21 protein-coding genes are annotated in these 15786 nt (G+C 58.5%); 9 read left to right on the forward strand and 12 right to left on the reverse strand.

Features of this window, described 5'->3' with window-relative positions:
* Nucleotides 1-18 precede the first annotated feature (18 nt).
* The 9 genes from xerC to ACFZPT_RS23930 form a co-directional block, all read right to left on the reverse strand.
* A complete protein-coding gene (gene xerC / locus ACFZPT_RS23890) occupies nucleotides 19-1167 on the reverse strand; it encodes a tyrosine recombinase XerC (RefSeq protein ID WP_379555821.1) in 1149 nt (382 codons plus the stop codon).
* Nucleotides 1164-1376 (reverse strand): hypothetical protein, encoded by a 213-nt coding sequence (locus tag ACFZPT_RS23895; protein WP_019360433.1) that lies wholly within the window; start codon nucleotides 1374-1376, stop codon nucleotides 1164-1166. The genes xerC and ACFZPT_RS23895 overlap by 4 nt, the downstream gene beginning before the upstream one ends.
* A gap of 90 nt (nucleotides 1377-1466) precedes the next feature.
* Complete coding sequence (locus tag ACFZPT_RS23900; RefSeq protein ID WP_379555822.1) at nucleotides 1467-1709, reverse strand: hypothetical protein; 243 nt, start codon at nucleotides 1707-1709, stop codon at nucleotides 1467-1469.
* 95 nt (nucleotides 1710-1804) lie between these two features.
* Nucleotides 1805-2095 (reverse strand): hypothetical protein, encoded by a 291-nt coding sequence (locus tag ACFZPT_RS23905; protein WP_379555823.1) that lies wholly within the window; start codon nucleotides 2093-2095, stop codon nucleotides 1805-1807.
* Between the two features lie 5 nt (nucleotides 2096-2100).
* Nucleotides 2101-4812 (reverse strand): toprim domain-containing protein, encoded by a 2712-nt coding sequence (locus ACFZPT_RS23910; protein WP_379555824.1) that lies wholly within the window; start codon nucleotides 4810-4812, stop codon nucleotides 2101-2103.
* Nucleotides 4812-5045, reverse strand: a complete 234-nt coding sequence (locus tag ACFZPT_RS23915) for a hypothetical protein (RefSeq protein WP_379555826.1) — start codon at nucleotides 5043-5045, stop codon at nucleotides 4812-4814. The genes ACFZPT_RS23910 and ACFZPT_RS23915 overlap by 1 nt, the downstream gene beginning before the upstream one ends.
* A 73-nt stretch (nucleotides 5046-5118) precedes the next feature.
* Nucleotides 5119-5484, reverse strand: a complete 366-nt coding sequence (locus ACFZPT_RS23920; RefSeq protein WP_379555828.1) for a hypothetical protein — start codon at nucleotides 5482-5484, stop codon at nucleotides 5119-5121.
* A complete protein-coding gene (locus ACFZPT_RS23925) occupies nucleotides 5481-5960 on the reverse strand; it encodes a YmfL family putative regulatory protein (RefSeq protein ID WP_379555878.1) in 480 nt (159 codons plus the stop codon). Before ACFZPT_RS23925 ends, ACFZPT_RS23920 begins: the two co-directional genes overlap by 4 nt.
* Nucleotides 5961-5989: 29 nt before the next feature.
* The gene (locus ACFZPT_RS23930; RefSeq protein ID WP_379555830.1) at nucleotides 5990-6190 is read right to left on the reverse strand and encodes a DNA-binding protein; all 201 of its coding nucleotides are present in this window, start codon (nucleotides 6188-6190) and stop codon (nucleotides 5990-5992) included.
* A 138-nt stretch (nucleotides 6191-6328) separates the two neighbouring features.
* Here ACFZPT_RS23930 and ACFZPT_RS23935 point away from each other — a divergent pair, with 138 nt between their 5' ends.
* Together ACFZPT_RS23935 and ACFZPT_RS23940 are read left to right on the forward strand one after the other, a co-directional pair.
* Nucleotides 6329-6640, forward strand: coding sequence for a helix-turn-helix domain-containing protein (locus ACFZPT_RS23935; RefSeq protein ID WP_379555831.1), 312 nt, complete (start codon nucleotides 6329-6331; stop codon nucleotides 6638-6640).
* 100 nt (nucleotides 6641-6740) lie between these two features.
* Nucleotides 6741-6926: a hypothetical protein gene (locus ACFZPT_RS23940; protein ID WP_379555833.1), complete on the forward strand. Its 186-nt coding sequence runs from the start codon at nucleotides 6741-6743 to the stop codon at nucleotides 6924-6926.
* A gap of 47 nt (nucleotides 6927-6973) precedes the next feature.
* Here ACFZPT_RS23940 and ACFZPT_RS23945 read toward each other — a convergent pair whose 3' ends face one another.
* The 3 genes from ACFZPT_RS23945 to ACFZPT_RS23955 all read right to left on the reverse strand — a co-directional run bounded on the left by ACFZPT_RS23945 (nucleotide 6974) and on the right by ACFZPT_RS23955 (nucleotide 10144).
* On the reverse strand, nucleotides 6974-7231 hold the full coding sequence (locus ACFZPT_RS23945; RefSeq protein ID WP_379555835.1) for an ogr/Delta-like zinc finger family protein: 258 nt from the start codon (nucleotides 7229-7231) through the stop codon (nucleotides 6974-6976).
* 98 nt (nucleotides 7232-7329) lie between these two features.
* Nucleotides 7330-8175, reverse strand: coding sequence for a phage portal protein (locus ACFZPT_RS23950; RefSeq protein WP_379555879.1), 846 nt, complete (start codon nucleotides 8173-8175; stop codon nucleotides 7330-7332).
* Nucleotides 8087-10144 carry a terminase large subunit domain-containing protein gene (locus tag ACFZPT_RS23955; RefSeq protein ID WP_379555837.1) on the reverse strand — a complete coding sequence of 686 codons (2058 nt, stop codon included), beginning with the start codon at nucleotides 10142-10144 and terminating at the stop codon, nucleotides 8087-8089. The genes ACFZPT_RS23950 and ACFZPT_RS23955 overlap by 89 nt, the downstream gene beginning before the upstream one ends.
* Nucleotides 10145-10307: 163 nt before the next feature.
* Here ACFZPT_RS23955 and ACFZPT_RS23960 point away from each other — a divergent pair, with 163 nt between their 5' ends.
* From ACFZPT_RS23960 to ACFZPT_RS23990, 7 genes are all read left to right on the forward strand, one after another.
* Entirely contained in the window at nucleotides 10308-11222 is a 915-nt protein-coding gene (locus tag ACFZPT_RS23960; RefSeq protein ID WP_379555838.1) for a GPO family capsid scaffolding protein, read from the forward strand.
* Between the two features lies 1 nt (nucleotide 11223).
* Nucleotides 11224-12243, forward strand: a complete 1020-nt coding sequence (locus tag ACFZPT_RS23965) for a phage major capsid protein, P2 family (RefSeq protein ID WP_379555840.1) — start codon at nucleotides 11224-11226, stop codon at nucleotides 12241-12243.
* Complete coding sequence (gpM, locus tag ACFZPT_RS23970; protein ID WP_379555841.1) at nucleotides 12240-12965, forward strand: phage terminase small subunit; 726 nt, start codon at nucleotides 12240-12242, stop codon at nucleotides 12963-12965. The genes ACFZPT_RS23965 and gpM overlap by 4 nt, the downstream gene beginning before the upstream one ends.
* A 98-nt stretch (nucleotides 12966-13063) precedes the next feature.
* On the forward strand, nucleotides 13064-13534 hold the full coding sequence (locus ACFZPT_RS23975; RefSeq protein ID WP_379555842.1) for a head completion/stabilization protein: 471 nt from the start codon (nucleotides 13064-13066) through the stop codon (nucleotides 13532-13534).
* On the forward strand, nucleotides 13531-13980 hold the full coding sequence (locus tag ACFZPT_RS23980) for a phage tail protein (protein WP_379555844.1): 450 nt from the start codon (nucleotides 13531-13533) through the stop codon (nucleotides 13978-13980). Before ACFZPT_RS23975 ends, ACFZPT_RS23980 begins: the two co-directional genes overlap by 4 nt.
* Entirely contained in the window at nucleotides 13970-14650 is a 681-nt protein-coding gene (locus tag ACFZPT_RS23985) for a virion morphogenesis protein (protein ID WP_379555846.1), read from the forward strand. The genes ACFZPT_RS23980 and ACFZPT_RS23985 overlap by 11 nt, the downstream gene beginning before the upstream one ends.
* An 11-nt stretch (nucleotides 14651-14661) precedes the next feature.
* On the forward strand, nucleotides 14662-15783 hold the full coding sequence (locus ACFZPT_RS23990; protein WP_379555847.1) for a DUF2586 domain-containing protein: 1122 nt from the start codon (nucleotides 14662-14664) through the stop codon (nucleotides 15781-15783).
* Nucleotides 15784-15786: the final 3 nt, after the last annotated feature.

Raw genomic sequence — 15786 nt, forward strand, 5'->3', positions numbered from 1 at the left:
ATTCACCGAGCGGCATTATCAGTCCGCGGAAGGGGATACTGTTGGAATGCTTAAGTCGTAAACGTCCATCATCTTGGGATCACGATGGCCGCTGGCTTCCTGCTTTTCCGCTCGGTTACCCACGGTGTCGGTAATGCCGCGTCGTTTCAGGTCATGTAACGCAAATCGTTGTTCCGGAGTGATGAAGTCGTCTGCAAGCGCAAGGGTTATGAATCGTTGCCATGCTGTGTCTAGGCTCGTTTTGCGCAGTGGACCGCCATGGGAGGCCACGATGATGTTCCTACGTGACGGCATGATCGGAATCGCGGTTTTACGCTTGGCCCATACCTTGGCCCGATAGGCTTTAGCGTTGTCCCAGGCTTTGCGCAGACGTGGCGTCCAACGCACGATGTTGTCCCGACTGCCTTTGCGGCGGTTGGTCAGTATTCCGCTTTCCAGCTCGTTTTCGTCGGTGAGCGTCACAACCTCGATGCCGCGTAACCTGCAGAGGTAAGCCAGCTCCATAACGTAGCCAAGGTATTCCGGACAGCCGCCTTTCTCGTTGCGCTGCAGCAAACCTCTGGCAATTGCCCGGTCGATAAGAGCATCCATGACCAGGTGATTCGGCAGGCGACGCTGCTTGCGCTCCACGGGCGCTTCAATGCCCAGGGCCGGGTTCACTTCCAGGAAGCCGCGATTGCGGCCCCACTGCAGTACACGGCGCAGGTAGCGCAACGCGTGAGCGGCTTTCGATGGAGTGCCTTCGTCCGCCAGTCGGTCAACGATTCGTTGCACCAGGGCAGAAGTGAATTTCTGAACAGCCAGATCCCCGAGCGGCTTTCCCAGCTTGGTGGGAATGTTTAGAAGAACATCGCGGGAGTAGCAGTAGTCGTCGTGGGTTTTTGAACTGAGCTTCTTGTACCGATCGCTGTCGTGGAACTGTGCGCAAACGTAGCGGAGCGTTCCCCGATCAACGTTGGAAGCCTCGTCCATGATCTGGTGCAGTTCTGCCAGTGAGACGCTCACTGGCGCAATGTTGCGCCGGCGTTGTGTGCCGGTTTCGTCACGGTGAAGGGTGTACCAAACCCCTTCATTTCGCTGGTCAAAGTAAACGGCCGCTGGGAGAGCGGCCTGGTCAATGTGAGCGGGAATGTGCGGATTATGCTTCCGCTTCCTTGCTTTCCTCATAGGATGTCGGCGTCGTATCGCTCTGCAGCGGCGGGCTTCATGCCTGCGGCTTGGTTGATAAGGTCCAGCGTTGTCCATGGTCCAGTGCGGCCACGAAACAGGCGAACGCCCTGGTCAACCAGCGACCGTTCCACATCAGACCGGCGTTGATAGCCAGTGATGCGCTGCAGGTCGGTGAATACCAGGACGTTGTCCGATCGGGAGTTCATTGCTAACCCTCTGTGAGCTGGAGCACCCCGGGCAGTCTAGCGTTGCAGCCGGGGCATGATTATTAGAAGTTGGGGATCAAACTGCTGGAACTATTGATTGGCCAGCAGATGGGACACAAATGCCTTTTCACCTGCAGTGAGATCACCTTGTAGGTGGGCCATGGTGGTGACTGCCTCAAGGCGGATCCGGGCGTCGGGCGTCTTGTGAACCTGGTAATCGAAAAGCGCGGTACCGACGATTTGGATGGCCATCAGGTGCCGCGCCGCCTGCAGTCCTTCTGCTGGCACTGTGGTAGCCTTCGGGTCGCTGCTGCTTTGGTGCTTTGCTTGCATGGTGTTGCCCTCAGTGGTGGTTGGTACCGGGGAGCTGTAACTCCTCGGTACCCTTCATTTGCCGGCGTAGCCGGTGTCCAGTTCGGTGATTAGGCTTATGCCTTTCGCACCAGGTGAATAACCAGGTCTTCAAACTCTCCTTCGTCGTTGCAGGACTGCCACTCCAGCACGGCCTGCACTTGTTCGCGGGAGCAGTCCATGACGAAAATCTCGCTCTGGCCACCGGTGGCCCGAACCTCAAGGATCTGGACGAGGTCGTCAGCGCCGTAGGCTTCGGCAAACACAGTTCTGCCCTCGTAGCCCAGTCGAACCATTACCGCGTTGATCCGGCGGATCTTCTCGGCTGCGTTGTCATGTTCCCGCTCAACAATCAATTGGATGTGCATGACGCTTACTTCCGGAAAATGAAACAACGCATGGTCGAAGGGATGTGAGCAGTTGGGGCCATGTCCTGCTGCCGCGCACGGATAGCACTTTCCACGCGTTTCTGAGTATCCAGGCAAGGATGTGCACGGCAGTCTTTGAGCAGCCGGCGCAGGACCGCCAGGTCCGGAATGCGCTGGCGATGTTCTAGGGCAACCTCGGCGAACTGGTTAAGGTTGATGGCGATCAAGCCCGCTTTTTTGCTGTGGTTGACCATCGGGGCCGAGGGCAGCGATTCCAGGTAATCAAACACCTGCCAGAACTCGTTCACTTCCTTCGGATCGGTGCTGATTGCCGCCTGGCGCTCGTTGGCCGCTTTCAGAAGGTATTTGCGGCAGGCCTGGACCATGTCGTCCGGGATAGCGATGACGAGCTGCAGGCAGTCCAGCAGGGCCAGCATCATGCTGTGGTTCTTGATGACCCGATCGGATGCCAGGTTACGGGTGGCCCAAAGCTCGGCGCGGTATTGGGGATACAGTTCCGCGAAGCGCTTCAGCACCAGTGGCTCGGCGCGCATTGCTTTCACCATAAAGTGGCTGACGTGCTCGAGTTCGGTCTGAACGATTGCATCAGCAGCCTTACGGCTCTTATCGGTGATCACAGGCTTGAGAAATGGCAAGCGAACGATACGGCTGATGATCGCTTCGTGGCCGGTAACGATGGCGTTCTGAGCGATTACGATAGACGCGCGAAACGGCGGCTCGTAGGTATCGTTGCTGTTGGACTTGACGCCCCGGGTACGCAGGGTGCCGCCGCCATAGAAGTCCTTGAACTGATCCCACTCGAAGGCCTTGGTATTGTCCTCGTTGGTGTTTCGGTCAGCCTCAAGAAGCACCAATGGCAGGTTGGCCACCTGGCCCATTGCTCGGCTCAAGCCTGAGAACGAACTTTTTGCCGGATCGAAACCCTCGTAGGTCCGCCCGAACAACTTCCAGATGAACTTGATCAGCGTGGTTTTGCCCGAGTCGGGCTCACCCGACATTTCCAGAAACGGGAAGCTCTCATGTTCGGCCCGGATCTGCTCGGCGAACAGCGAGCCAAACCAATAGGTAAGGGCAAGAACGCCATTCTCGCCGAAGACGGTCCAAAGGTTCGGCAGCCAGTCTTCGCGATAGCCCTTACTGTCCAAGGCCATTTTGATTTTTACCGACTTCATCAGGCACTTAACCCGCTGCTTTCCGAACTCGAAATAGTCCTCGTCGTTGGCCTTGTAAATAGACCCGCCGTGGATAGCGATGTCGTTGAAGATGTACGCCTTGTGGTCGCGGCTGTAACCCAGGAAGTCGATGGTCTCGACGGTTTTCAGGCGTTCTGTTTGACGAATAATGATCTGGTCCAGATGCTTCTGCGTGCCCAGCCAGGTCGCGCCCGAATACATCAAGCGGGTCTTAAATTCGCTGCTCGAGGAGATTTGCTTTGGCGTGAATGTGTAGTTCTCTCCGTGGTCGTCATGAATTCCCAACACCTGGAAGTAAAACCACGCCTCGTTGGTGACGTCATTCACCTGCTTGTAAAGCGCCTCAAAACGGCAGTTGGCCAGAAGCTTCAGGCTGCAGACGTTCTGCAGCACCTTGCGGCGTGCAGCTTTGTCGTTGAGCTGTTGATCTTCGTGGTCTTCGCTGGTTGCCAATGCCTTCTGTTCTTCCTCAAGCTTCGACAGATCGAACTTGGCCCAGTAGGTTTGGTTGCCGAAGTCAAAAGCGAACTCTGGGAAGCCTTCTTCCCAGGTGTACATCAGCAGCGCCTTTTCCTTCGGTGAGGGGGCCAGCAGCAAATCGCCCTCATGGCGCGCAGCATCCAGATCACGCTTGCGCTTATCATTGCGCGCCTTACCTTCTTCTTCGAACTGCCAGCGCTGGTGCAGGTCGTTCCAGTCGACTTTCTTATCCCGCTGTGGAATCAGCGCTGCCTTGCACGTGAAGCCCATTTCACGTGCCTGTTTGACCCAGCGGAGCAGGTAGCCGCGGGCAGTTGGTTCATTGTCCAGCGCCCAGACCAAAGAGGGCAGGTTGCCCGCACGTTGTTCGACCAGGTGTTTCAAAGCCTCTACTGGGAAGTTCACGCTCGACATGGCGGACACCGCGTCGACGTCGTTTTGCACCAAGGCGGTGGCGTCGAAGATGCCCTCAACGATCCACAGTTCTTTGACATTGGCCAGGTCCACGCTCGGCGGGCACCACCATTCACCCTGGGCGCTATATTTGGGCTTGAACCGGGCTTTCATCTTGCCGAAGCGGGAAGGGCGATCTATCAGGCGCTCCCAGTAGCCACCGTTCGGTAGGGGGAATCGAACCGTGGAACTAGACTCGTTCGTTTCGTGGTTGACGTAATTTTCTTGGGTGAACCAACCGGTCATATTTCCGGCGTTCAAACCACGAGCGAATTCTAGATACGCGCGGGCAGTTACGGTGGGGTCGTTATCAGTTGCCGGCGCCCGCTTGCTCCAGTCCTCAAACAGATCTTCATAGATTTCTTTGACGTGCTCGATATGGCCGCAGCGCTCCGGCCGGCCGCAGCGGATCTGCCAGGGGTTGTCGTGGCGGGCGTACAGCTCTTTCTTGTTGCAGGCGGGGCAAACACCGCCCCGCATGTAATTCGTGCCTACGCGAAGCTTCAAGCCGAAGTCGTCCTCCAGCCGCTGAAGTATTTGAGCGCGGATATCTTCATTCATAGTTGACATTATTTCGTTGCCTTAAGGCTGTGAGAGAGCGCGGCCATGAGGCGTTTTTGCGCTGCCATTACCGGGACATGGGCGAGAATTGCACCGTGGCGCTGACCGTCCGCAACAAAGCGGAACTGGTCTGCGTACCAATGTTCATTGAGGCTCAAGCGATACTGTTCACGCAGCGCGCCCAGCAACGCCTCGGCCTCGGCCGGGGGCAGTTGAGTGTTGACAATTACGGCGTTTACCATCGTTAAACCTCGATTTCGGGCGCAGCTCACCCAAACCCACGAGACGTGGGGCCGGCGTTGGATTGGGTTAGGGTTACGAGTTGGCGGAGCGCAAGCGCACGTTGTCAGGCGCGGTCAAAATGCGTTCATAGATCAGGCTGACGGGTACGGACCAGAAAACTCCTTTGATGGGGTCCTTGATCACCGCGACATTGGTGTTGCTGTAGTCCAGATCGAGGCGTTGACGGTAAGCCACTCCCTGCAGCTCTAAATGGGCAAGGGAAGTCAGCTTGATTGCAACTGATTCGGATACGTCGAAGGTGGTCACCAGGTGATTGATGGTGCGGTTAAGAAATGTCGAAAGGTCCCCCAGATGTTCGGCTTGATGACGCTCCAGGAAAGCCAGCGCGGCGTTCTGCATGCATTCCTGATAGTCCAGGGCATTGGTCTGGCTGGTCATTGGGCTTTCCCCGATTTTGCGCGGTAAAGTTCAATAGCGGCATACACTTCGGCGGTGCGCGCGGCCATGTGCAAGGTGTGAGCGTTCCGGATTAGCTCGGCTTCATCGTCGTTGATCACTGCATCATCAAGCGCTTGGGCAATGATCTGGTCGACCGTCCCCTGCTTGGCTGAACTCTGCATCGCCCGCGCATACATCTCCACATTGTCCAGGCTGTCTGGATGTGCGACAGGAACGAACATGCCGCCATACATCGCCGCAACATAGTTGGGCAGGTGGTGGGTACCGGTGACCTGCTCCAGTTGGAAGATCTGCGAGTCGGTCAATGGACGACAGCCGTTGTTCTCATATGCGTGGTTATCGAATTTCTTAAGCGGTAGGCCGATCCGAGCGGCAGCACATTCGCGGCCACCTGAGTAGCTGCATATGATCGCGCTGACCACTTCCCGGCGTGTTTTTAGAACTCGACTTTTCATCTTCTGCTGTTCCCCCAGTGCAGTGGCCATTACTGTGCGATCACGCCGTCTTTGATACCTAGCAGTACGGCGGCCCGATGTGCCTCCCCACGGCGACCTTTTCGACGACCGTTTAAAAGGTCGCTGACCAAATTCTTGTTCAGGTCATGTATCCGACAAAATTCCGCGATGCTCATGCCCTTTCGATCAAGGGATGCGCGGGCTTGCTCAGGCGTAACGGGGGCGGGCATAGTGTGTTCACTCCTGTTGAAACGGGTTGTTTTGTGTTCATTGGCGGTGATTATGCACGTTAATTTGGTCTTGTACAGGGGTGATGCTTGAAAAATTGTGCATCCGATTCAGGGAATGAAGGATCTGTTGGAGACCGATTGCGTGAAGAACGCATCAGGTTGAACCTAAGTCAGGAGGACTTAGCGGAGGCAGGGGGGGTGAATCGCAATACTCAAGGCACTTACGAGCGCGGCGGTCGTAATCCAGACACGTCATACCTGAAGGGCGTGGCATCTTTGGGCGTGGACACGATTTATGTTCTCTGTGGTCGACGCCTGGTCGGTACTGGCTTGAGCGATATCGAGGCCACGGTGCTTGCGCACTTCCGAAGTATTCCCGAAGACGATCAGCGCACCATCGTACGCATTTTGCGGGCCATGGCTGAGGATGTAGCGCGACAGAAAAAGTAGAACCGTTCGTAACCTGGTTGTACATTTTTGGACCTTCCGCTTTAAAAGTTCTCCAGTGCCGATACCTTCGATCCAGCAATGCATCTATGGAGAAGTACGCATGTTGGATCACGTTCAAATTGACTGCCTGACCTCGAAAAACGACCAACCTCGCTGGGATGATCTGAATGATCTTGAGCGTCGTTTAATACAGCTCTTCCGTTCGATGAGTGAGCGAGATCAACAGCAAATTCGCCGAGTGACTGAAGTTATGGTCATGAGCTATGGCGTGAACGACCGTCAGTAATTTCTAATGAAGTTGGACCGTCGACTTTTCATGCCGGCGGTTACAACTCACGCGACATTGTGCGATCCCAAACTGTCAAATAGCTCTCGCTGCTCGGCTCTGGGCATATCCCGCAAACGATCAAGCAGCATTCTTTCGTAGGATTGAACGGAAGGGCTGAGCGTGTGCGAAAACGTCAAATTCGCCACCCAAGTGTGGCCGCACGTTGCGTCAAGGCACTGGCAATAGAGCTTGGCAAAATCTCGCGATAGTTCTTCGCGTGAAGCAATCCGCCCCTTATTCCCGCATTTGCATACAACTCTCATTGTGTCCCTCCCCAGGGCAGCCAATTGCCACTATTTTGCCACACTTTGTAGTGGTAATAGCTGCTTTATGACGTTTGGATAGTGTTATCGACTGGTTCCTAGGTTTCTTGCCAGGATATTTTCCTGTCGCGACGGAGCGTGCCGTTCAACTGATTGAACAGCTGACAAATCGGTCGGATTTCGTTGCTGGTATACACGCGATCGATCTTCTCGATGTCCCCAAACCCCCCGCTGTTTTCCGGGATGATCCCGGCCAGGGCAGGGTTCATACGCCACGCCGCGATGACGTCATTGCGCGTGATGTTCTTCACCTTCTCCAGCTCGTCCTTGGCTTGGAAGTCCCCCACGGGGATGATCTGAATGGCGTTTTCCTTGCCGTTGGGGATGTTGACGAACATCGAGCGGAAGTTGCCCACGCCCTTGCTCGCGCTGATCTGGGCGCGCAGGTTCTCTTCGTCTTCTTCGGTCAGGTCCGGGTCGTTGGTGTAGAAGATGTAACCCGCGTGTGCGCCGTTGCTGTAGTAGCGCCGGCGGAACAGCGTCGCGGCTTCGTTGAGCAACAGGGCCTGCAACCCGCCCAGGTAGTCGGGAACGCCGTAGATGTTCTGTTCCACGTCGTAGTCCAGGACGTGTTCGATTTCGTCCTGCTCGAAGTCCATGAACTTGCTGTCGGGCAGCAGCATCCTGAAGCCCCCGTCGACCTTCACCCGCATATTGATCGCGGGCAGGTGCTGCATCTCAAGCACTTCGCCGAAGGCGTTGGTATCTCGATAGAAATACGCCTCGCCGAACACCATGTAATCCAGGCTGGCCCGGCCCATGGTCTGCGTGCTGCAGCCCTCGGACGGGATGAATTCACGCAGCAGCAGGTTGCGTTTGAATTTCGGAATCGCGCCGTGGTGCGCGTTGGCGCGCAGCAGCTTGGCCAGGCCCGCCCGCGACACCGGCGGCTTGTAGATCTCGCCGTCGTCGCTGAGAAATACCCCCAGATACTCGCCGATGTTGCCGGACAACACCTGTTCGGGTTCCCCGAAGGTGAACGCTCGCATGGACTGCTGCTGTCGCGCCTGCTGGATGGTTTGGGACTTTTTGTGTCGTGGCTTGGGCATTGGTTCCGCTCGTGACATAGCGACTACGGCGCCGCTTGTTGGTGTTGAGGGGTTCATTGAACAGGGCGTGCATGATCGACCAGGCGATATCGGCGTGGCCGGTAGCGTCGGTGCGCGAAGCGCTGTAGGTCACTTGGCCGCTAGTGGTGGTGCCGCGTTTGATGGTCAGGAACGCCTGGGCGATGTCGGTCCAGCCGGCGTCCCATTCGATGCGACTGCCCTGGATCGTGTCCTGGGCCTTGAGAACCAGAGTATTTTTGGTCTCAAGGCTGTAGTGAATAGCGGTCGCACGCGGGTAGAAGTCCCGCACCAGGTCGAACACGCCGTAACCGATACCAGTCGTGTCGATGCCGATGTGCTGCACGTTGAAACGCTCGGTAAGCTTCTTGACCTGATCGGCCTGGTACTTGAACGACTGGCCGCGCCAGCTGTGTTTTTCCAGGATGCGGAATTTCGCCCCGGGTTCCAGTGGCGGGGCGACCACCACGCAGGTGGCATCGTCGCGGGTCCGGCTTGGATCGTAGCCAAGCCAAACCGGGCTGTTGCCGAACGGCCGATCCAGTTCCGGGTTGTAGTCCTCCCACAACGACAGGTCGGAATAGCACCGTTCCAGATCTTTGAGGCCGAACGCACTCTGGCTGCTGTCGATGAACTTGCAGTAAAACAGCTGTTGAAATTTGTCTTCGTCGTACTCCAGCTGCAGCTGCTCCAGGTCGAACAGATCGCAGCCGCCATCGATCGCATCTTGGATGGTAATGGTCTTGCGCCATTGGCCGTCGGGGCACAGCGCGCCCTGGGTGTAGGACGCCTCGGTAGGCCAGGTACCACCGGCCTTCTTCCCGCGCTTGCTGTTGCGGAATTCCTCGCCCGACCAGAACGGGTAAGCCTGGTGCGACACGGCGCTGGGCGTCGAGAAATAGGTTTTGCGCCACTTCTTGTGGGTGCCCATGGCGCTGGCCACGGTGCTGAGTTTTTCGAAGTCACGAATCCAGAAGTATTCGTCGACATAGACGTGGCCATGGTAGCCCTGGGCGGTGCTGCTGTTAGTCGACAGGAAACGCAGTTCGGCCCCGTTGCTGAGCGTAATCGGGTTGCCGGTCAGCTCGATGTCGAACCACTGCTTGGCGAACTGGATGATGTAGCTGCGGAAAATCTCCGACTGCGAGCGGCTGGCAGACAGGAACACCTGGTTGTCGCCAGTCAGCACCGCATCCATGAAGGCTTCGCCGGCGAAGTAGTAGGTCAGTCCCACCTGTCGACTTTTTAGAATGTTGCGGATGCGGCAAGTCAGCGGGTTTTGCTTGGCCGCGAACAGCTCCTGCTGGTAGCGATACATCTTGCTGATGAACTTATCCAGGAAGTCGACTTCGGTCAGCCCGCTGATGTCGTTCTTGGCCTTCTTTTCCTTCTTCCTATCGCCGCCTTCGCCACGATTGGAGCGTTCTCCACGCGGGCGCCTGCGCGGTTCCTGGGACTCGCCCAGGTCGTCGCTATTCGATTCGGCCACCGGTGCGGGCTTGGCCGCTTGTTTCAGCAGGCGTTCGCGAACGATGGTCAGTCGGTCCAGTTCGTTGAGGTCGTCTTTGGACAGGCTGCCAACTTTGTCCAGGAGCAGGGTGATTCGCCTGCCGACGGCGGTCAGTGGCTCTTCGTCCGACAGCATGTCCTCCCATCCGCCCTGGCGTATCCAGTAGTAGACGATCCGGATGTTGGGCAGGTTGAGCTGCGCCTGAATTTCCTTGGCCTTACAGCGGCGCAGAAATAGGCGTTTGGCGGCTTCTTTAACTTCGGTCGAGTAGTACATGGGCCGCAGTCTATGCGGCGAAAAGGCCGTAAACGCGAGGTTAAATTCCGTGATCCACCTATATCTTGAATATAGGAGAAACGCGCATTTGAACCGTTTGTTTGGGGCTTGGCGGCTCCCTATCGTGGCGGCTCATTCAACCGATTGAGCGCAGTTAACGTCCATGCCCCGTTCCCTTGTTTCGTACTGGAAACGTGTCGCCACCAGCGGCACCACCGCTGATGGCCGCGAGATCCTTCCCCAGGAACTGCGCGATATCGCTGAAACCTACAAGCCGTCCAAATATACGGCAGTGATCTGGTGCGATCACGAACGCTGGAGCGGTTCCCACGGCACCGTCTTTGCGGTGCGTCTGGTGGAAGAGGGCGAAGACCTGGAGGCTGGGCAAATTGCGTTGGAGGCACAGCTCAAGCCGAACGATCGCCTACTGCAGTTGAATGATCAGGGCCAAAAACTCTTTTCCAGCATCGAGATCACGCCGAACTTCGCCGGCAGCGGTAAAGCCTACCTGACGGGTCTGGGCGTCACCGATGAACCCGCCAGCCTGGGTACCCAGGAACTCTATTTTTCGAAGCAGACCCACAAAGACTCCTTCTACGCCGCGTCCGTCGAACTGGGCTCCTTTGAAGACGAACCGCAGAGCGAGGTCGGCAAGCTGATCGGCTTGCTCTCTGGCCTGTTCAAGCGCTTTGCCACGGACGCCGAACCCGCCGAACCCACCACCCCAACTGAGAGCAAACCCCCAATGGATGAAGCTACCGCAACGGCCCTCCAAGCCCTGCTGGAGCAGCTGCTTGTCGTCGCCGCCGGCATTCAGGCTGTGATTGAGCCCGCCGCCGCAGATGCACCAGAACCCGATCAAGCCCCCATCGACGACGTGAGCGCCGCCGTAGACGAGATCGTCACTACCGCCGAGCAAGAACGTGAGTTCCGCCGTAGCGGTAGTTCGAACAAGGCCGTTCTGGTTCAGCTGGAGAAACTGCAAAAACAGTTCTCCGCGCTGCAGGACACATCGACCGGTCGCCAGTTGCCCCGCAACGCCGGTCCGGTGACCACTGCCAAAAAGCGGGTGCTCTGACATGGCCCAGCCATTAAGCGCCCGTGGCGCCAAACAATATGCCGAGCTGCAGGAAGCTATGGCCGAAGCGTACGGCGTCGAGCGATCGAGCCGCATGTTCAGCGTTGACCCAACGATTGCCCAGGAACTGAACGACGCTATTACTGCGAAGGCTGACTTCCTGGAGCGAATCAACGTCGTCCCGGTGAGTGAGATCAAGGGCGAAAAAGTATTCATCGGTGTGAATGGCCCGGTCACCGGCCGTACCAACACCAAGACCACTGACCGCGAAGCCAAGGACGCCTCGGCGCTGGACAACACCACCTACGAACTGGCTGATACTCAGTCGGACGTGGGCTTGCCATACGCCAAGATCGACGCCTGGGCGAAGTTTCCAGACTTCAAGGAACGTTATTCCGCTGCAGTGCAAAAACGCATTGCCCAGGACCGAATCGTTATCGGCTTCCATGGCACCCGCGCCGCGCCTCAGACCGACCTGGCGGCGAATCCCAAGCTGCAAGACGTGAACAAAGGCTGGCTGCAGCAACTGCGCGAACAGGCCCCACAGCAGGTGCTGAAAGAGGGCGCCGCCGCTGGCAAGGTTACGTTGGGCGCCGGTGGCGACTACCCCAACCTTGATGCCCTGGTGCACGACACCAAGCAAATGGTGGACGAGATCCTGCGCGAGGACGGCGACCTGGTCGCGATCATCGGCACCGACTTGCTCGCCTCTGACAAGGCCAAGCTGTACACCAAACAGGGCGATACGCCGACCGAAAAAGAGCGCATCGAAAACGCCCAGGTCATTGCGACCTACGGCGGTCTGCCGGCGTTCAGCGTGCCGAACTTTCCGGTCAACGCAGTACTGGTCACCAGTTGGGACAACCTGTCGATCTACTACCAGGACACCAGCTGGCGCAAACAGACGATCGAGAACCCGAAACGCTCTCGCGTCGAGGACTACAACAGCCGCAACGAAGGCTACGTGATCGAGCAGTTGGAAAAGATCGCCTTCACTGAAAACGTGGAGCTGGTGAAGTGAGCCTGGCCCTTGCGCACAAGCGCCGCGTTCTGGCATTGGGCACTACTGCAGTAGCGGCGCTCGCCGCTACTGCCGGAATGGCCTACTCGCCAGCTGATGCCCTGAGCAGCCCAGCCAATGCGCGCAAGCACCTGCTGCTGCAGGAAGCTGCTTTGGACCAGGACCTGGCCCGTATCAGCGCTATTAACGGCCTGGCCGGACGTCAGGCCCTCAAGCGTGAAGAGCTGCTGCCCAAGTACCAGGAATACGTGCAGCGCTACTGCGAATCGGGCCTGAACTTCCCTAACCGCGTTGCGGTGCAGGTCATGGTGTGGCTGTTCGACACCGCCCAGTTCGAAGACGCGCTGGAGCTGGCCGACTTCCTGATGGAGCAGGGGCAGCAGATGCCGGAGCGCTTCAAGCGCCGGGATATCCAGACCTTTGTCGCCGACGCCGTGTGCGAGTGGGCTTATGCCGAGTACAACGCCGGCCGCAGCCCCGAGCCCTACCTGTCCGACCTGTTGCCCCGCGTTGATGGTGAATGGCAGCTGACGGAGCAGATCCCCAGCAAGTACCACAAATTGATCGGCATGCGCGCCATGGAAGCCGAGCAGTGGAAGACCGCGCTCAAGCATTTGGAGCGCTCCACTGAGCTGTACGCCCAGGCCGGCAATGACACTCGCATCAAAAAGGTTCGCAAGGCCTTGGCAAAACAAGCGGCCGCTACCCCGGCCTCCGAATAACCGACTACCCCCCCCAGCGGGAACCTGTGGAAGTGAGCCGCCCATTTATGGACCGTCCCACTGAAAACAGGCTTCCCGCCCTATTTGAGCGACCAGCAATGAGCTTTTCCGGGAAACCTACCGCCCTGGTGGAACACGCGATCGAGAATGACGGCTTCTGGCCAGACCTCTCTGTGTCCGAGTTCCAAAAAGAACAACGCCTGCCGGCGGAGTACCTGGTAGAGCTGCTGGTCGACACACTGAAAAGCGCCATGGTCGAGGTGAACACCGACCTGGCCCGCGCGAAAGCGACGCTGCAGGACGCCGGCGTGTCGAGCCTTACTGCAGCGGTAGGTCTGGCAACCCCCGCAGAATGGGCTTACGCCAATAAGGTCGCGCTCTACAAGCGGGCTGTGTATTGCCGCGCCAAGGGACATTCACTGCCGCAGTTCGCAACCGTTACCCGCCGCGAGAGCGCCGAAAACACCGGCAAGGAAGCACCCGAGCGTGCGGAAACCTTCTTGGCCTTCAGCCAGCAGGCCGTACGAGCCCTGCAGGGCCGTGGCCGCATCACGGCGGTGCTGCTGTGATTCAGCTGCAGGCGCTGACCGCCTACCTGATGGCCCGCGAGCTGGTGGCGCCGGAGCAGTTCGACAGCTGGACCGAGCAGGTCAGCCTTGAACTGATTTGGAAGCCCGACCGCGACGGCCTGCACATGGCCGATATGCGCTACCGCGCTGTGTTCTCCCTGGAGCGGTTCGCCGGCAATCCGGCCAGGTTGATGGCGCTGGTGGGCAGTTGGCTGGAGAACCATGATCCCGATCGGGACCGCCACGAACTGCCGGCGCCGATTTTCGCAGTTGAACCCCTCGACCAGGACAGCTTCGACGTGGACCTGTCCCTGGAGTTCGTCGAGCCGCAATACCTGGCCGAAGATCCGGCCGGCGAGATCGAGGCGTTCGGCAAGACCTGGGCGTTCGTGCCATTTGATCTGTGGGTAGCCGAGCATGGCGAGGTGGGCAGCGATGGCCGCTAACCCGCTCGACCTCGATATCCGCGGCTTGCTCAACGTCGACGCCCAGTTGGCATTGCTTGAGCTGCCGCCCCAATTGCGCCGGCGATTGCTGAACAGAGTGACCACGCGTGTGCGGACGATGAGCCGTAAGCGGGTGCGCGAGCAGAAGAACACCGACGGCACCCCATTTGCTGAGCGAAAGGGCAGTGCCAAGGGCAAAAAGAAGATGGAAGCCGGCCTGGCCAAGCTGCTGCAGGTGACACGCGTCAGCTCTGACGAAGCCGAACTGGGCTGGAAAAACGCCCTGACCCGTTGGGTCGCCGCCCAGCAACACAACGGCGTCAGCGAACGGCGTACCGCTGCACAAATGCGCCGCTGGAACAAAGTCCCCCCAGGCATCGCCTGCACCGACAAACAGGCCAAGCGCCTGCGCCGGTTGGGCTTTCGTGTTCGCCAGAAGGGCAAAAAGGCGCTGGCCAGGCCGTCAGTGGCCTGGATTCAAGAACACGTGAACTACGCCAAGGCCGGCTTGCTGATCCGCATCTTGAACGACGAACGAACCGAGTCCACCGGCGCGCAAAGCTGGGATATCACCCTGCCCAAACGCCAGTTCCTCGGTGTGGAGAGCGGAAGCGAAACCCGAGACCTGGTTAACCAGGTGTTCCAACAAATCCTTAATTCACCCCGCTAACGAGGCGCAGCATGGCACTTGGCAAAGTCAGCGTTAACAATCTCAATCTGGGCCAAGGCGCCGTGACTGAGATCGAACGCTATTTTCTCTTCATCGGCCCCGGACCGAAAAATACCGGCAAATTAATCGCCCTCAACACCGACAGCGATCTGGACACGCAGCTGGGCCTACCGGCCAGTGACCTTAAAGCCCAGATCACTGCAGCACGGCTGAACGGCGGCGATCGCTGGGCGTGCCTGGCGGCCCCGATCGCGCCGGACGGCGACTGGACCAAAGCCCTGGAAATGTCCCAACAACAGGGCTTTTCCGTCGAGGCGGTGGTGATCACCAAGCCGGTGGCCACCGGTGCCGAACTGTCGGCCATGCATGACGCCGCCGTGTCGATGAATGACACCTACGGCCGGCGCGCCTTTGTCATGGCGGCCACGGCCAGCCTGTCGCTGAGCCCGTTCCAAAGCTGGGCCGAGTATCTGGTGGCCCAAAAAGCGATCACCGCCGGCGTATCCGCGCCGCGTGTCCTGGTAGTCCCGCAACTGCACGGTAACGACCTGGGCGTGTTGGCCGGCCGGCTGGCCAACGCGGCCGTCAGCATCGCTGACAGCCCGATGCGCGTGGCCACCGGCGCGGTGCTGGGGCTTGGTCCCGTACCGGTTGACTCCGAAGGCGTGCCATTGCCGTCCTCGATCCGCGCGGAGCTCGATAAGGCGCGTTTCTCCGTCTCCCAGACTTATTCCGATTACCCGGGCGTGTACTGGGGCGACGGTAACATGCTCGATGCGCCAGGTAGCGACTACCAGGTCGTGGAGTACCTGCGCCTTGCGGACAAGGCCGCACGCCAGGTTCGGCCGCTGTTGATTCGCCGCGTGGCCGATCGCCGCTTGAACAACACCCCCAACAGCATGGCCGTGAACGTCACCGCTCTGATGGCACCACTGCGCAAGATGGCCAAGTCGGTCAAGTTCGCCGGCGAGGTGTTCCCGGGCGAGATCGAATCGCCGAAGGACGGCGACATCGTGCTGACCTGGAAGAGCAAAACCGCCGTTGAGGTGTACATCAAGCTCAAGCCCCACAACTGCCCCAAAGACCTCACGGCGAACATCGCCCTGGACCTTTCCAACGACGATTCGGAGTAACCC

It is taken from the genome of Pseudomonas sp. MD330_10, from assembly GCF_042610415.1.
In the GTDB taxonomy this organism is placed as follows: Bacteria; Pseudomonadota; Gammaproteobacteria; order Pseudomonadales; family Pseudomonadaceae; genus Aquipseudomonas; species Aquipseudomonas rhodesiae.

Excerpts from the sequence above, each read along its gene's own strand:
- ACFZPT_RS23930 (WP_379555830.1), bottom strand. The coding sequence starts at position 6,190 with ATGCCCGCCCCCGTTACGCCTGAGCAAGCCCGCGCATCCCTTGATCGA.
- ACFZPT_RS23895 (WP_019360433.1), bottom strand. The coding sequence starts at position 1,376 with ATGAACTCCCGATCGGACAACGTCCTGGTATTCACCGACCTGCAGCGC.
- xerC (WP_379555821.1), bottom strand. The coding sequence starts at position 1,167 with ATGAGGAAAGCAAGGAAGCGGAAGCATAATCCGCACATTCCCGCTCAC.
- ACFZPT_RS23910 (WP_379555824.1), bottom strand. The coding sequence starts at position 4,812 with ATGTCAACTATGAATGAAGATATCCGCGCTCAAATACTTCAGCGGCTG.
- ACFZPT_RS23915 (WP_379555826.1), bottom strand. The coding sequence starts at position 5,045 with ATGGTAAACGCCGTAATTGTCAACACTCAACTGCCCCCGGCCGAGGCC.
- ACFZPT_RS23900 (WP_379555822.1), bottom strand. The coding sequence starts at position 1,709 with ATGCAAGCAAAGCACCAAAGCAGCAGCGACCCGAAGGCTACCACAGTG.
- ACFZPT_RS23920 (WP_379555828.1), bottom strand. The coding sequence starts at position 5,484 with ATGACCAGCCAGACCAATGCCCTGGACTATCAGGAATGCATGCAGAAC.
- ACFZPT_RS23965 (WP_379555840.1), top strand. The coding sequence starts at position 11,224 with ATGGCCCAGCCATTAAGCGCCCGTGGCGCCAAACAATATGCCGAGCTG.
- ACFZPT_RS23945 (WP_379555835.1), bottom strand. The coding sequence starts at position 7,231 with ATGAGAGTTGTATGCAAATGCGGGAATAAGGGGCGGATTGCTTCACGC.
- ACFZPT_RS23955 (WP_379555837.1), bottom strand. The coding sequence starts at position 10,144 with ATGTACTACTCGACCGAAGTTAAAGAAGCCGCCAAACGCCTATTTCTG.
- ACFZPT_RS23990 (WP_379555847.1), top strand. The coding sequence starts at position 14,662 with ATGGCACTTGGCAAAGTCAGCGTTAACAATCTCAATCTGGGCCAAGGC.
- ACFZPT_RS23975 (WP_379555842.1), top strand. The coding sequence starts at position 13,064 with ATGAGCTTTTCCGGGAAACCTACCGCCCTGGTGGAACACGCGATCGAG.
- ACFZPT_RS23985 (WP_379555846.1), top strand. The coding sequence starts at position 13,970 with ATGGCCGCTAACCCGCTCGACCTCGATATCCGCGGCTTGCTCAACGTC.
- ACFZPT_RS23905 (WP_379555823.1), bottom strand. The coding sequence starts at position 2,095 with ATGCACATCCAATTGATTGTTGAGCGGGAACATGACAACGCAGCCGAG.
- ACFZPT_RS23960 (WP_379555838.1), top strand. The coding sequence starts at position 10,308 with ATGCCCCGTTCCCTTGTTTCGTACTGGAAACGTGTCGCCACCAGCGGC.
- ACFZPT_RS23925 (WP_379555878.1), bottom strand. The coding sequence starts at position 5,960 with ATGAAAAGTCGAGTTCTAAAAACACGCCGGGAAGTGGTCAGCGCGATC.
- ACFZPT_RS23940 (WP_379555833.1), top strand. The coding sequence starts at position 6,741 with ATGTTGGATCACGTTCAAATTGACTGCCTGACCTCGAAAAACGACCAA.